Source organism: Erythrobacter alti (genome assembly GCF_037996805.1).
GTDB lineage: Bacteria > Pseudomonadota > Alphaproteobacteria > Sphingomonadales > Sphingomonadaceae > Alteraurantiacibacter > Alteraurantiacibacter alti.
The window spans coordinates 1-13,174 of record NZ_JBBNAX010000006.1; the positions used below are offsets into that span (position 1 = coordinate 1).

Annotated in this window: 14 protein-coding genes; 1 reads left to right on the top strand and 13 read right to left on the bottom strand. The window is 61.4% G+C overall.

The window, feature by feature from the left end; translation table 11 throughout:
• The 8 genes from AAC850_RS07555 to AAC850_RS07590 all read right to left on the bottom strand — a co-directional run.
• On the bottom strand, positions 1–836 hold an 836-nt coding region (locus AAC850_RS07555), incomplete at its 3' end, for an outer membrane protein (RefSeq protein ID WP_340588093.1).
• Between the two features lie 237 nt (positions 837–1,073).
• Positions 1,074–1,412 (bottom strand): P-II family nitrogen regulator, encoded by a 339-nt coding sequence (locus AAC850_RS07560; protein WP_340588094.1) that lies wholly within the window; start codon positions 1,410–1,412, stop codon positions 1,074–1,076.
• A 199-nt stretch (positions 1,413–1,611) separates the two neighbouring features.
• The gene (gene amt, locus AAC850_RS07565; protein ID WP_340588095.1) at positions 1,612–3,006 is read right to left on the bottom strand and encodes an ammonium transporter; all 1,395 of its coding nucleotides are present in this window, start codon (positions 3,004–3,006) and stop codon (positions 1,612–1,614) included.
• Between the two features lie 16 nt (positions 3,007–3,022).
• Positions 3,023–3,361, bottom strand: a complete 339-nt coding sequence (locus AAC850_RS07570; protein WP_340588096.1) for a P-II family nitrogen regulator — start codon at positions 3,359–3,361, stop codon at positions 3,023–3,025.
• Positions 3,362–3,515: 154 nt separating this feature from the next.
• Positions 3,516–4,211 carry an endonuclease/exonuclease/phosphatase family protein gene (locus AAC850_RS07575; protein ID WP_340588097.1) on the bottom strand — a complete coding sequence of 232 codons (696 nt, stop codon included), beginning with the start codon at positions 4,209–4,211 and terminating at the stop codon, positions 3,516–3,518.
• A gap of 13 nt (positions 4,212–4,224) precedes the next feature.
• A complete protein-coding gene (locus tag AAC850_RS07580; protein ID WP_340588098.1) occupies positions 4,225–4,800 on the bottom strand; it encodes a pyridoxamine 5'-phosphate oxidase family protein in 576 nt (191 codons plus the stop codon).
• A 31-nt stretch (positions 4,801–4,831) separates the two neighbouring features.
• Complete coding sequence (locus tag AAC850_RS07585; RefSeq protein WP_340588099.1) at positions 4,832–6,376, bottom strand: peptide chain release factor 3; 1,545 nt, start codon at positions 6,374–6,376, stop codon at positions 4,832–4,834.
• A gap of 51 nt (positions 6,377–6,427) precedes the next feature.
• Entirely contained in the window at positions 6,428–7,285 is an 858-nt protein-coding gene (locus AAC850_RS07590; RefSeq protein ID WP_340588100.1) for a LysR family transcriptional regulator, read from the bottom strand.
• Between the two features lie 95 nt (positions 7,286–7,380).
• Between AAC850_RS07590 and AAC850_RS07595 the strand changes: the two genes are divergently transcribed.
• Positions 7,381–7,767 carry a hypothetical protein gene (locus AAC850_RS07595; RefSeq protein WP_340588101.1) on the top strand — a complete coding sequence of 129 codons (387 nt, stop codon included), beginning with the start codon at positions 7,381–7,383 and terminating at the stop codon, positions 7,765–7,767.
• A 47-nt stretch (positions 7,768–7,814) separates the two neighbouring features.
• Here the strand turns inward: AAC850_RS07595 and pheT are convergent, their stop codons facing one another.
• From pheT to rpmI, 5 genes are all read right to left on the bottom strand, one after another.
• Positions 7,815–10,208 (bottom strand): phenylalanine--tRNA ligase subunit beta, encoded by a 2,394-nt coding sequence (gene pheT, locus AAC850_RS07600; RefSeq protein ID WP_340588102.1) that lies wholly within the window; start codon positions 10,206–10,208, stop codon positions 7,815–7,817.
• Entirely contained in the window at positions 10,205–11,305 is a 1,101-nt protein-coding gene (pheS, locus tag AAC850_RS07605) for a phenylalanine--tRNA ligase subunit alpha (RefSeq protein ID WP_340588103.1), read from the bottom strand. Before pheS ends, pheT begins: the two co-directional genes overlap by 4 nt.
• Before the next feature lie 87 nt (positions 11,306–11,392).
• The gene (locus tag AAC850_RS07610) at positions 11,393–12,295 is read right to left on the bottom strand and encodes a helix-turn-helix domain-containing protein (protein ID WP_340588104.1); all 903 of its coding nucleotides are present in this window, start codon (positions 12,293–12,295) and stop codon (positions 11,393–11,395) included.
• 93 nt (positions 12,296–12,388) lie between these two features.
• Positions 12,389–12,748, bottom strand: coding sequence for a 50S ribosomal protein L20 (gene rplT / locus AAC850_RS07615; protein WP_340588106.1), 360 nt, complete (start codon positions 12,746–12,748; stop codon positions 12,389–12,391).
• Between the two features lie 57 nt (positions 12,749–12,805).
• Positions 12,806–13,009, bottom strand: coding sequence for a 50S ribosomal protein L35 (gene rpmI, locus AAC850_RS07620; protein ID WP_048884691.1), 204 nt, complete (start codon positions 13,007–13,009; stop codon positions 12,806–12,808).
• Positions 13,010–13,174 lie beyond the last annotated feature (165 nt).

Genomic DNA, 13,174 nt, shown 5'->3' on the forward strand with positions numbered 1-13,174 from the left:
TCCGGAGTGATGTTCGACTGATCCCAGTCGAAGAACACGATGTACGGCCCGGTGTTGCACTCGGCAACCGGCGGCGGAGGCGGCGGCGGCGGAGGCGGCGGGGGTGGCGGCGGCGGGGGCGGCGGAGGAGGAGGCGGCGGAGGCGGAGCTTCCGTGCCACCGAAATTCAGCATGAACCCCAGCATGATCGAATGCCCGGAAAGTTCAAATTCGTTCCTGCGGCCAGACGTGTCTGCCAGTTCGAATTCCAAAGTGTTGAAATATTTGTATTTAACGCCAACATCAAAATTGTCGTTCACCGGTGCGCGAAGCTGGGCAAGCGCCTGCCATGCCCATGCGCTGCCGCTGTCGTCAAGATAGCCAGGACCGTTGGTCGATACGGTCGTATCGGCATTCAACCATGTCCGGCCCCCACCCAATCCGATCGCGAAGCCGACTGTGTCTTCACCGCCGAAATCGAGCAGTGCATTGGCCATCACGGACGTTGACTGCATGTCCCCCTGATAGCGGAAAGTACCTGCTGCAACGGGGTTCGTATCAAACGGGATTCCCCGCGCATCGACATTGATCTCGTCCATGTCCCAGAAGCGATACGATCCTTCGATCTCAGTGCGCAGGAGGCCCCAGTCATAACCGGCCAAGGCCGCAATCTCATAACCATTGTCGCTGGAGGTCTGGGTTGCGTCGGGCGTGAACTCGATGTCCGTATCGAAATCTTCGAGCAGGACTACCCCGCCATCAACGCCGACATAAATTTCGCGGTCGCCTGCCGTGGCTGGTGCCGCAAGAGCAAGGGCGGAAACGCCCAGCCCAAGTCCAAATGCAAGATTACGCATACAATTTTTCCCTTCGTGCCTCACGCAAGGCATAGTCTCAGGAAATCTACGTATCAAGCAGCGCAATGATATGACGAGGGATTTGTCAGCCCTTATCGAAGCGCGATCAGCATTTGCTGGCATGGGGGGACGCATCAACCCGCCGCAGTTTACAATTCAATTCAGCCATTTCTGCCGATCTCGGAATGGGTTGCAGCGAACTTCGTGGCTTTAATACAACGACTTCGGGCGATCGTCTTACAGCGCAAGTTCGCCTTCTTCACCGGTGCGAATCCGGGTGGCGGAGGCCAATTCCAACACGAAGATCTTGCCATCACCGATCTGGCTGTTGTTGGCCGCATTGCGGATGGTTTCCACGATCTGCGGTACCAGTTCATCGCTCGCGGCAATTTCAATGCGCACCTTGGGGAGCATGTTCACGGCATATTCGGCGCCGCGATAGATCTCGGTCTGTCCCTTCTGTCGCCCGAAACCCTTGGCCTCGCACACGGTCATTCCGGAGACGCCGATAGCAGCCAGTGCTTCTCGCACCTCTTCCAGCTTGTGCGGCTTGATAACGGCGACGACGAATTTCATCCTGGGCGCTCCCTCTTCGAATGCGTGCTCCATTTGCGGTGCATCACCCCCGGCTGGCAAGCCCAAAAAGTCTAAAAAAAGGGGCCGGAGCTTGCCGCTCCGGCCCATTCAAGTTGGTACGTTCGCAGGAGGAACGAGGTGAGGCGGGGACGAGAGGAGAGAGGAGAGAGTCCCGTCCCCGCCAAACTAGGGTCAGGGGTCAGGCCTGATTGGCCAGTCCCGGATAGGCCTCGACGCCGGTTTCGTGGATATCGAGACCATCGGTTTCGATATCCGCACTCGGGCGAACGCCGATGGTGGCCTTGAGTGCGAACCAGAGGATCGCGGAGGCAGCGCAGACGAACACGCCGGTCGCAACCACGCCGATCGCCTGGACACCGAACTGCTCGCCCATCGACAGAACCACACCGTCAACTTCGGACTGGGTATTGAAAGCCACGGCCAGCGTGCCCCAGATACCCGCGAAGAGGTGAACCGGGATGGCGCCGACCACGTCGTCGATCTTGAACTTGTCGAGCAGCGGCACTGTAAAGACCACGATGGCACCGCCAACCGCACCGATCAGGATCGACGATCCGACGGTCGGGGCGAGGGGTTCGGCGGTGATCGACACGAGGCCGGCCAGCGCACCGTTCAGCGCCATGGTCACGTCCGCTTTCTTGTAGCGCAGCTGCGTCAGGATGATCGCAGTAACCACGCCGCCAGCAGCAGCCATGTTGGTGTTCACGAAGATCTTCGACACGTCCGACACGTCACCAACGGTACCCATCGCGAGCTGCGATGCGCCGTTGAAGCCGAACCAGCCGAGCCAGAGGATAAACGTACCCAGTGTTGCCAGCGGGATGTTGGAGCCGGGGAACACGTTGACCTTGCCGTCCGGGCCGTAGCGGCCGAGGCGGGCACCGATGATGATCGCACCCATGAGGGCAGCCCAGCCGCCGGTCGAGTGGACGAGCGTCGAGCCAGCGAAATCGGAGAAGCCCATCGCGTCAAGCGAGCCTGCGCCCCATTCCCAGCTGACCACGACCGGATAGATGAAGCCGGTAAGGACAGTCACGAAGATGAAGAACGGGACGATCTTCACGCGTTCGGCCACGGTGCCCGACACGATCGAGGCCGTGGTGGCGCAGAAGACCATCTGGAAGAACCAGTCGGAAGCGACCGAATAGCCTGTATCCAGATCGGCGGCGCCGACATCCTGCATCGGGTAGATCGTACCGGCCATGCCGAACCAGCCCGAACCATCGAAGCCCGGGTAGGCAATGTTGTAGCCGATGACCCAGAACATCAGACCGGCAATCGAATAGAGGCCGATGTTCTTGAGGCATTGCGTGCTGGTGTTCTTGGCGCGGACAAGTCCGGCCTCGAGCATGGCGAAGCCTGCCGCCATCCACATCACCAGAAAGCCGCCAATCAGGAACAGCAGAGTGTTGAAGATATAGGCCGTACCGCCGCCGACAGCATCTGCGGCAGGCGCAGCAGCTTCCACGACGTCAGCCACCGGGGCTTCCGCTACGGGTGCCGCGAGGGCCGGGTTCGATGCGATAAGCGCCGCGACTGTGACGGCACCCAGTTTGATAAGATTGCTTTTCATGTTGCCTGACCCCTGATCAAAGCGCGGTTTCGTCGGTTTCGCCGGTGCGGATGCGCGTGGTCGACGCGAGGTCGAGCACGAAGATCTTCCCGTCGCCGATGCTTTGCGTGCTGGCGGTTTGCTGGATGGCTTCGACCACCTTGGGCATCAGCTCATCGCTGACCGCGATTTCCAGCTTCACCTTCGGCAGCATGTTGACCGAATATTCGGCGCCGCGATAAATTTCGGTCTGGCCTTTCTGGCGGCCAAATCCCTTGACTTCCGAGACGGTCATCCCGGCAACACCAACCCCGGCGAGCGCTTCGCGCACATCGTCGAGCTTGAATGGTTTGATGATGGCGATGACAAATTTCATGCGCTGCCCCTATCCTGCGCCGGAGAATTTTCCGGCCGGGAGGTCAGTCTGCAAAGCCCGTGCCAATTGGCAGGGCGGGTTATTTCTCGGGGGGATAGGTTGCCTTCAGCACCACCCCCACTTGTTGCAGCGCACAAATATCAGGCAAGTCCGCTCAAGAATCGGGCAGGGCAAGGGTCACGCGGATAGGCAGGTGGTCCGACGCGTTCCTGGCAAGCGTGCTCGAATGCACTTGCGCTTCTATCACGTCCCAATGCGGGGTGTGCATGACGCGGTCGAGCGCCAGCATGGGCCTGCGGGCGGGAAAGCTGGGGCCTGGCGCGATCATCTCCCAATGCGCTGCAAGCCCGCGGTCGCCGCCCATGGGCCGCACCCATTCGTTGCAATCGCCCAGCATGACTGCAGGCAGGCCCGGCGCCCGGCTGGCATCGCACAAATGGGCGAACTGCCGCTTCCGCCTGAGACCGGACAGGTCGAGATGCATGGCCGTGACGCAAATCTCGGCATCCGCGATGGAAAGTTTTGCACGAACTGCGCCGCGCGGTTCGATCTGCGGCAGGTTCTCCGCCTCGACCTGGGCGATCGCGATCCGGTTGCGAACGAGGATAGCATTGCCATGCCAGCCCATGCTTCGCGGCAAGGTGGGCAAAGCTGCAACCTGCCAGCCGCGCTCCTTGATATCGTCGAGATCGAGCACACTCTGGCGGTCGCCGAAGCGGATATCGACTTCCTGCAGCGCGACAATGTCCGCCTCCAGTTCGTCGATTACATCGAGCACGCGCACCGGATCGCGCCTGCGGTCGCCGCCGACGGCTTTATGGATGTTATAGCTGGCGAAGGTGATTTGCATGGCTGCCAACCTACTATTCGACGGGCGGAATCGTTCCTTCGATATAGCGGTCTGGCGGGCGTACAGGCAGGCCGTCGATGCTTTGCGTCCTGCCGCTTTGCTTGGCGACAAATTGGTCCGGATCGCTCCCTGTATGATATTTCACCAGCGTGGCGCGCTCGCGATCGAACTCCATCATCGGCACGCCCCAGCCGCAGCTCGTCTGCACGCTCTCCACCGCGACATCGAAAATCTGGCGGGTGCCGGGCAGCAAGGTGAATTGGGCAGCAAGGTCTGCCCAACCATCGTCTTGCGGCAGGACGGGGCGTCCGGTCCCGTAAATCCGCAGGATCAGCGCGGGCTGCTGGAAGTTGCAGAACATCAGGGTGATCCGGCCATCAGCCATTAGGTGGGCATGGGTCTCATTGCCCGATCCGGCGAGGTCGAGATAGGCAACCCGCGATGGTGACAAGACGCGAAAAGTGTCTGCCAGGCCCTTGGGCGAGAGATTGATCCGCGCCTCTGGAGCGGCGGTGGCAACGAAGAAGACCGGCTGGCCTTCGATCATCGCGATGTGATCTTCGGTTAGGGTGTCGGTGAAGTCTGCCATTGGCGCAGGTTACGCGCCAATCCATGCCCTGTCACCGTTCCTTGGTAGCCGAGAACTTCAGGTCGGGGTTCTTCTCTTCCTGGTAGCCGACATCCCACGGGCTTTTTGCCATGAACACCATGTCGCCATCGCGGTCGCGCGCCAAATTGCCCTGGTTGAACCGCTCGAACTCTCTCAGTGCCTCGTCAGACCCCTTCAACCACCGCGCGGTGGCGAAGGGTGAGGCTTCGAGCGCGGCCTCCACCTTGTATTCCGCCGCCAGCCGTGAAACGAGCACATCGAGCTGCAACTGGCCGACCACGCCAACGATGCTCGACCCGCCGATTTCGGGATAGAACACCTGGATCACGCCTTCTTCGGAAAGATCATCCAGCGCCTTGCGCAATTGCTTGGTCTTGGTCGGATCCTTCAGCTGCACGCGGCGCAGGATTTCGGGCGCGAAATTGGGCAGGCCGGTGAAGCGGATCTGGTTCTTCTCGGACAGGGTATCGCCCACGCGCAAGGTGCCGTGGTTGGGAATGCCGATGATGTCGCCCGGCTCGGCAGTGTCGGCGATTTCGCGGTCCTGCGCGAAGAACAGGATCGGCGAATGCACGGCGATAGGCTTGCCCAGCCCGCTCGGCGTCAGCTTCATGCCGCGTTTGAATGTGCCGGACACCTGCCGCATGAAGGCGATCCGGTCGCGGTGCATCGGGTCCATGTTGGCCTGCACCTTGAAGATGAAGCCGGTAACTTCGTCATGGTCGGGTGCGATCTTGTCCTCGCCTGCAGGCTGCGGGCGTGGCGGCGGGGCGTATCGGGCGATCGCATCGATCAGTTCCTCAACGCCGAAATTCTTGAGCGCGCTACCGAAATAGACAGGCGTCAAGTCGCCATTGCGATATGCCTCGAGATCGAACTCGGGATAGCCCGCCTGCGCCAGCTGGTATTCTTCCTCGTACTTCTCCGGAATGACCGGATCACTATCGCGCTTGCCGAGATATTCCTTCGAATCCCCTTCTGGCCGCGCGACCTCTCCGGTGCGGAAATCGAGCAGGCCTTCGAACAACCCGCCCATGCCGATGGGCCACATCTGCGGTGACACGTCGAGCGCCAGCATGTCGGCCACTTCGTCCAGCGTCTCGAACGGGTCGCGGCCCTCTCGGTCGACCTTGTTGACGAAGGTGATGATCGGAACGCTGCGTAACCGGCAGACCTCGAACAGCTTGCGCGTCTGCGGCTCGATACCCTTGGCCGCATCGATCACCATGATTGCGGAATCGACCGCAGTGAGCGTGCGATAGGTGTCTTCGGAGAAGTCTTCGTGCCCCGGCGTGTCGAGCAGGTTGAAAGTGATCGTCTCTCCTTCGAATTCCTTCTCGAAGGTCATGACCGATGAAGTGACCGAGATGCCGCGCTGCTGCTCGATCTTCATCCAGTCGGACCGCGCCCTGCGCGCCTGTCCGCGGGCTTTCACCTGCCCGGCCAGATGGATCGCGCCGCCCTGAAGCAGCAGCTTCTCGGTCAGCGTGGTCTTACCCGCGTCAGGATGCGAGATGATGGCGAAGGTGCGGCGTGGATTCGTGGCGCTGGACATGGAAGGCGCCCTAGCCGCGAGCAGGCAGCGCGTCCATGATGCTGTTGCAGCCTAGGCGGGCGCGGGCAGGTCCGCCTGCTCGGCTACGAAATCGAGAAGCGATTCCACCAGCGGCAGTATCGCGACATCCGACCGCGACCGCCAGACAGCATGCGCGGCAAAATCGAACTGCGGCAAATCCACGACCTGCACCAGCCTGCCCTCGGCAATGGCGGATTGCGCGAGCCTTTCGGGAACATAACCTGCGCACTGGCGCTCGATCAGCCAGGTCACTGCCATGCCGCCAAGGTCCAGCACGAGGCCGCGCGAATCTACCGGTCCGATAGAAGCAGCGATGCCATCGCGCATCTCCTTGCCCCAGTCTATGTCGACCCAGCTCTCCCGCCAATCGGGAAGCGCGGGCGGACGGACAAGGATGAGTCGGTCGTTGAGGATGGGGCGGGATTCGACACCGGGCCCGATCACGGGGCTGTAAACAATGGCGAGGTCAAGGCCGCGACCCGCGAGGTCACGGTTGAGGCGCGCCGATGCACCCGCGGTCAGTTGCAACGAGAGCTGCGGCTCACGCTCCTGCAATCGGGCGATCCAAGGGATGAGGAACTGCGGCCAGAGCGCATATTGGCCGCCAATCCGCACGATGCCGGAAAAGCGTGCGGGTATCGCCGCCTCGGCATGGCCTAGCTGCCAGATCTCCTCGATCGAACGCGCACGCGGCAGGAATCGCTCCCCCGCCTCGGTCAAGGCGCACCCCTTTCGCGAGCGATGGAACAGCGGAGCGCCAAGCCGCGCTTCGAGAACGGCGATACGGTCGGTAACCGACGACGCGCTGGCATGGACGATCTCTGCGGCCGAGGAAAAACTTCCCGATTCCGCAGCGGCAAGAAAAGTCCGGATTTGCGCCAGGTCCATTAATCCGAAATATCCGGATTTAAGCTTCTGTCAATCGCGTTTTACCGATTTTAAGCCTTGATGTATTGAGGACGGGAAACCAAAGGAATTGAAGAATGAAGAATGTTTTTCTCGCTGCCGCCATCGCTTCGGCCCCGCTTTTCGCGCTGACGGCCCCTGTGGCCGCGCAGCAGATAACGGTGACCGCGCCGAGCGACCTTGATGGTGACGAGCAGCGGGATTGGGAACGGCTCGAGCGGCAGGCCAATCGCCTGGCAGAGCGCATTGTGGATCGGCAGGGAACTGTCCTGGACGAGCAGCGTGAGGTTGCGAATGCGCAAGAACGCCTCGCACGTGCCGAAGCCAACTTGCGCGAGGAAGAGCGCGAACTTGAGCGAGCGACGGATCGCCTCGCCCAGGCCCGCGAAGAACTCGACCGCGTCGAAGACCGTATGCTGGCGATGGGCGGGCAAAGAGTGGATCGGGTCGCGATCACTGATTGATCGGTCTGCTCACTCCAGCAGGCTGGCGCTGTCGCCTGACGACAGCGTCAGCCCCTTAACTCGGCCCCCAGCTTCGCAGCCGCCGCGATCACGGAATCCGAGATCGCTTTCAGCTCTTCGTCCTTGAAGCTCTTGTCTCCCGGCTGGAGAGTCACCTCGATGGCGACGCTCTTCTTGCCTTCGGGAACGCCTTGGCCGGCAAACACGTCGAACACGCGGGCATCAACGATGTTCGCCTTATCCGCAGCTTTCGCTGCACGCAGCAAGTCGCCCGCGGCAAGATCGGCGGGGACGAGGAAGGCGTAATCGCGCTTCACCGCTTGCAGCGCAGGCGGCGTATAGGGAGCGCGGGCAAAACCCTTGCCACCGCGCTTGGCAGGAATGGCATCGAGATAAATCTCGACCGCCATCACCGGACCATCGACATCGAAAGCCTGTAGCGTCGCCGGGTGCAACGCGCCGAACCGGGCGAGCACCTTCTTGGGTCCGAGCCGCAATGTGCCCGACTGGCCGGGATGGAATTGCCCTCCGGCTTCTCCCATCACCATCAGCCTGTCGACCGGGGCGCCTGCCTCGGCGAGCAGCGCTTCGGCTTCGCCCTTGGCATCGAAAGCGTCGAACATCGCCGCCTTGCCATTCGCCCAATCGCGTGAGGCCTTCTCTCCCGCGAGCAGTACGGCAAGCGTTGGATGTTCATCGCTGGACCCATCTTTCGCACGCGAATGGCGTCGACCGATTTCGAACAAACGCAGGCTGTCGGCACCGCGATCGGCATTGCGTTTTGCAGCCGAAAGCAGTCCGGGAATGAGCGAGGGGCGCATTGCCTTCATGTCTTCGCTGATCGGGTTGTCGAGGAGCCAGAGAGTCTCCCCATCTTCCGCAAAGTGTTCCGCTTCGGGCACGGGAAGGAATGACCAGGTGATCGCCTCGTTAAGTCCGCGCACTGCTGCGGCACGGCGCACGCGGCGTTCCAGCTTCTGTTCGGGCGTGGCAGTGGGCCGGGCCACGCCATCAGCGCGCGGCAGGGCAACGCTCGCCACCACGTCGAGCCCGTGGATACGAACCACTTCCTCGACCAGATCGGCAGGACCTTCGATGTCATGGCGGCGCAGCGGACAGCTGACCTTCCAGTCATCCGACACGGTGAAATCGAGTGATTCGAGAATGCGCTTCTGTTCCGTTTCGCTTACCTCAATGCCGCCAAGCCGTGCAGTGAGTGCTGGATCGAAAGCGACCTCTTTCGGCTCGCTGGGAGGCGACCCCGCGCGCACCACATCGCTCGCCTCACCGCCGCAGAAACGCTGGATCAGGCTGGTGAGGATGGCGAGGCCATCATCGAGGAAAGCCGGATCGACGCCGCGCTCGAACCGCGTGCGGGCGTCGGTGGCAACGCCCAGTTTGCGGCCCGTCACGCCGATGGCTTCGGGATCGAAATAGGCGATCTCGAGCAGCACCTCACTCGTGTCCTCCTGCACCGAGGAATGCTCACCGCCCATGATGCCGGCAATGTCATGCACGCCGTTGTCATCAGCGATCACCGTCATGCTGTCATCGAGCGTGTAGGTCTTCTCGTTCAGCGCCAGCACCTGCTCGCCATTTTTGGCGCGGCGGGCAACCACCGGGCCGCTGAGCTTTGCAAGATCATAGGCGTGGGCCGGACGACCGAAAGCGAGCATCACGTAATTCGTGATGTCCACCAGCGCGCTGATCGGGCGCTGTCCGGCCGCGATGAGCCGACGCTGCATCCAGTCCGGGCTGTCACCGTTTTTCACGCCCCTGATGACGCGGCCGTAGAAGGCGGGGCAGCCCTCTGGATCATCGGTTCGGATTTCGACCGGGCACGGATAGCTGGCTTCGATGGCAGAGGGCTCGATCGGCTTGAACGTGCCAAGGCCTGCAGCCGCCAGGTCGCGGGCTATGCCGTAGACGCCCATGCAATCGGGACGATTGGGCGTGATCGCCACATCAAAAACTGGCGAGGCACCGTGGTAATCGGCAAAGCTGCTGCCGACCGGCGCATCTTCGGGGAGTTCGATGATCCCGTCATGCTCTTCGCCCAGTTCGAGTTCACGCACCGAGCACATCATGCCGTTGGATTCGACGCCGCGAATGGCGCTCTTCTTGAGCTTCATGCCATTGGCGGGGACTTCGGCACCGGGCAGGCCGAGCACACCTTTCATGCCTGCGCGGGCGTTGGGAGCGCCGCACACGACTTGCAGCGGCGGGCCTTCCCCGGTGTTCACCGACAGCACTTGCAGCTTGTCGGCATCGGGATGCTTTTCGGCGGTCAGGACTTCGGCGACCTGGAACCCGGCCAGCCGTTCGGCAGGATCCTCGATCCCCTCCACCTCGATGCCGATGGCATTGAGCTTGGCAGCGATCTGAGCCGTATCCGCCTCGGTATCGAGGAAGTATTTCAGCCATTCGAGCGAGAACTTCATGGCGCTACTCCCACACCGCCCGAAAGCGTCGGCTGGTCGAGCCCCGAAAATCCATAATGCTGGAGCCAGCGTACATCGCCATCGAAGAAGGCGCGCAAATCGTCCATGCCGTATTTCAGCATGGCGAGACGATCCACGCCCAAGCCCCAGGCGAAGCCCTGCCATTCATCGGGATCAAGCCCGGCGAATTCGATTACGCGGGCGTTGACCATGCCGCTGCCGAGCAGCTCCATCCAGCCGTGGCCGGGCGCATCGCCGCTGCCGCCAAGCACGCGCTTACCGTTTTCAATGGCGAAGCCGACGTCCACTTCGACCGATGGTTCTGTGAAGGGGAAATAGCTCGGGCGCAGGCGCAGCACGATGTCGTCGGTTTCGAAGAAAGCCTTGAGGAAGGTTTCCAGCGTCCATTTCAGATGACCGAGATGGATGCCCTTGTCGATCACAAGCCCTTCCACCTGGTGGAACATCGGTGTGTGCGTGGCATCGCTGTCGCTGCGATAGACGCGTCCCGGTGCGATGATCCGCAGCGGAGCGCCCTCGGCCATCATCGTGCGGATCTGCACCGGTGAGGTATGCGTGCGAAGCAGCATCTTCCCGCCCTTGGGGGCGGTGTCGGGGAAATAGAACGTGTCGTGCATCGCGCGCGCCGGGTGGCTTTCGGGCATGTTGAGCGCGGTGAAATTGTACCAATCGTCCTCGATCTCGGGACCGGTCGCGACGGCGAAACCCATGTCGGCGAAAATCTCCGCCAGCTCGTCCATCACCTGGCTCACCGGATGGACGCTGCCGCGTGCGGATTGTGGAGCGGGCAGGGTCAGGTCGAGCGTTTCGGTTGCCAGACGTGCCTCCAGCTCGGCCGATTCAAGCTCTGCCTTCTTTGCCGCAAGCGCGTCGGATATTTGCGCCCGCACGGCCTGAATTGCCGGTGCGGCAGTGGTCCGTTCTTCGGGCGACATCTGCCCCAGGGTCTTTAGAGCAGCGCTCACCCAGCCCTTCTTGCCAAGCGCGGCAAGGCGCAGCTCTTCCAGCGCGTCGAGATCGCCTGCGTCGGCAATGGCGGCAAGCGCCGCGTCCGTCTTCGATTGCATTTCAGTCATCAGAACCAGTTTTTTGCGTGAAGGGCGCTCCGCTAGCGATTATTCGCCCGGTTGGCAAAGCGGCAATGCGCCGGGCGGGCACCCAGATCAGCGGTCGGGCGCATCCAGCGTCTGCGCCGCCGAGCCAAGCAGCTCTGTCCGGGCGGCCACAAATGCCTTCATGAAGGGATGATCCAGCGTGGCAAATTTGCTTGGCCGCATACCCATGAACCTGGTGAATTCGCGGCTGAATTGTGACTGGTCATGATAATGCACATCCATGGCTTCACTCCACTTGCCGTCACTGTCGAGGATGAAAGTGGTCAGGCTGCGGACGAAGCGTTGCCGCCGCATCAGGATCTTGGGCGCGAAACCAAAATGCCGATGGCACCGGCGCTCGAGCGAGCGAACAGTCAATCCGGCACACTCTGCCATGTCTGAAACCGTCTTCAGGTCCGCTTCAAGCAGCGCCTCATGAACCCTGATGATCCGCGCCTCATCGCGGTGTAGCCGCATTGTAGAGCGCATGGCTTCGACAATGGCGCAATATTGCTTGTCATCCGAAATCGTCTCGTCGCCCAGGATGTCGGCAAGTGGTGCCAGCCGAGAGAAGAGGGGATGCTGCTCTCCATCGACAAGCCTGTTCGCCAACTGCCGGGCATCGGCATCGAAAAGCCTTGCCCAACCCAGGGGGAGAATGCCGATGCCCCACATCTTGGTTGAACCGATAGTGAAACGGGCCGGCATCGAACTGACCCCGGTGGCTGCAAAGCGAGCGCCGGAAAGCTCATCCTGACCGATTGTCGCCATCGGCCGCGCGCCAGAAAAGAAGCGCAGGCTCGCCCATTCCGGCTGCATGTAATCCGAGATCATGTCCCCGTCGGGCAGGTCCAGCGTCAACCGGTAAAAGGTGGTGAAGCACCCCTTGAACTCCGGCGGCGGCGCGAAAAAACGGCTACCGATAACCGGCGCGTCCACGCCGAGCGACATGACAGCTTGTTGCGACCCCATGGGCGGGTTCTTGGCAAGTTCCAGCATCAAACACAAACAATTAGGGCGCCGGAATCGATACCGGCGCCCCAAAATGTCCGATTGTGCAACCGGTCAGGCGGGAAGTGCGTCTTTCGCCTGCTTGATGATGAGGCCAAAGGCTTCGCCTTCGTTCATCGCCAGATCGGCCATGACCTTACGGTCCAGCTCGATCCCGGCCAGCTTCACGCCATGCATGAACTGCGAGTAGGTCAGGCCTTCAGCGCGAACAGCAGCGTTGATACGCTGGATCCAGAGGGCACGGAAATTACGCTTTTTGACCTTGCGGTCACGGTAAGCATACTGGCCGGCCTTTTCGACGGCCTGGCGAGCGACGCGGATCGTATTCTTGCGACGACCGCGATAGCCCTTGGCCTGTTCGAGTAAACGTTTGTGCTTGGTGCGGGTGGTTGTACCGCGTTTGATGCGAGGCATTATCTATATCCTTGTTCAGATCTTCGGTGCCGGTCCGCGAAGGGACCGCTCTTCGAATCAATCGAGCCCGTAGGGGGCCCATTTTTTCACGGCTGCCTGGTCGGCCTTGGCCAGAACCTTGGTGCCGCGCTGTTGGCGGATATACTTCGCATTGTGGCTGATCAGGCGGTGACGCTTACCAGCGACACCATGCTTGACCTTGCCTGTGGCGGTGAGCTTGAAGCGCTTTTTGACGCCGCTCTTGGTCTTCAGCTTGGGCATTTTCGTCTCCTAGTTCGAGAACACGTTCAACCAGCCCTGGCAGCCCTAACGGCCAGACCGGAAGATGAATCACGTGTCAGTGAAGAGCGCGCAGATAGTGCCCAAACAGACAAAAGGCAAGCGTTGTGCGCAAATGCAAACCCCCGCCATCCGGCAAGCGGATGG

Bases quoted from the DNA above. Each gene is read 5' to 3' on its own strand.
- pheT (WP_340588102.1), bottom strand. From the start codon at position 10,208: ATGAAGTTCTCGCTCGAATGGCTGAAATACTTCCTCGATACCGAGGCG.
- AAC850_RS07570 (WP_340588096.1), bottom strand. From the start codon at position 3,361: ATGAAATTTGTCATCGCCATCATCAAACCATTCAAGCTCGACGATGTG.
- AAC850_RS07595 (WP_340588101.1), top strand. From the start codon at position 7,381: ATGAAGAATGTTTTTCTCGCTGCCGCCATCGCTTCGGCCCCGCTTTTC.
- AAC850_RS07575 (WP_340588097.1), bottom strand. From the start codon at position 4,211: ATGCAAATCACCTTCGCCAGCTATAACATCCATAAAGCCGTCGGCGGC.
- AAC850_RS07610 (WP_340588104.1), bottom strand. From the start codon at position 12,295: ATGGGGTCGCAACAAGCTGTCATGTCGCTCGGCGTGGACGCGCCGGTT.
- AAC850_RS07590 (WP_340588100.1), bottom strand. From the start codon at position 7,285: ATGGACCTGGCGCAAATCCGGACTTTTCTTGCCGCTGCGGAATCGGGA.
- pheS (WP_340588103.1), bottom strand. From the start codon at position 11,305: ATGACTGAAATGCAATCGAAGACGGACGCGGCGCTTGCCGCCATTGCC.
- rplT (WP_340588106.1), bottom strand. From the start codon at position 12,748: ATGCCTCGCATCAAACGCGGTACAACCACCCGCACCAAGCACAAACGT.
- rpmI (WP_048884691.1), bottom strand. From the start codon at position 13,009: ATGCCCAAGCTGAAGACCAAGAGCGGCGTCAAAAAGCGCTTCAAGCTC.
- AAC850_RS07580 (WP_340588098.1), bottom strand. From the start codon at position 4,800: ATGGCAGACTTCACCGACACCCTAACCGAAGATCACATCGCGATGATC.
- AAC850_RS07560 (WP_340588094.1), bottom strand. From the start codon at position 1,412: ATGAAATTCGTCGTCGCCGTTATCAAGCCGCACAAGCTGGAAGAGGTG.
- amt (WP_340588095.1), bottom strand. From the start codon at position 3,006: ATGAAAAGCAATCTTATCAAACTGGGTGCCGTCACAGTCGCGGCGCTT.
- AAC850_RS07585 (WP_340588099.1), bottom strand. From the start codon at position 6,376: ATGTCCAGCGCCACGAATCCACGCCGCACCTTCGCCATCATCTCGCAT.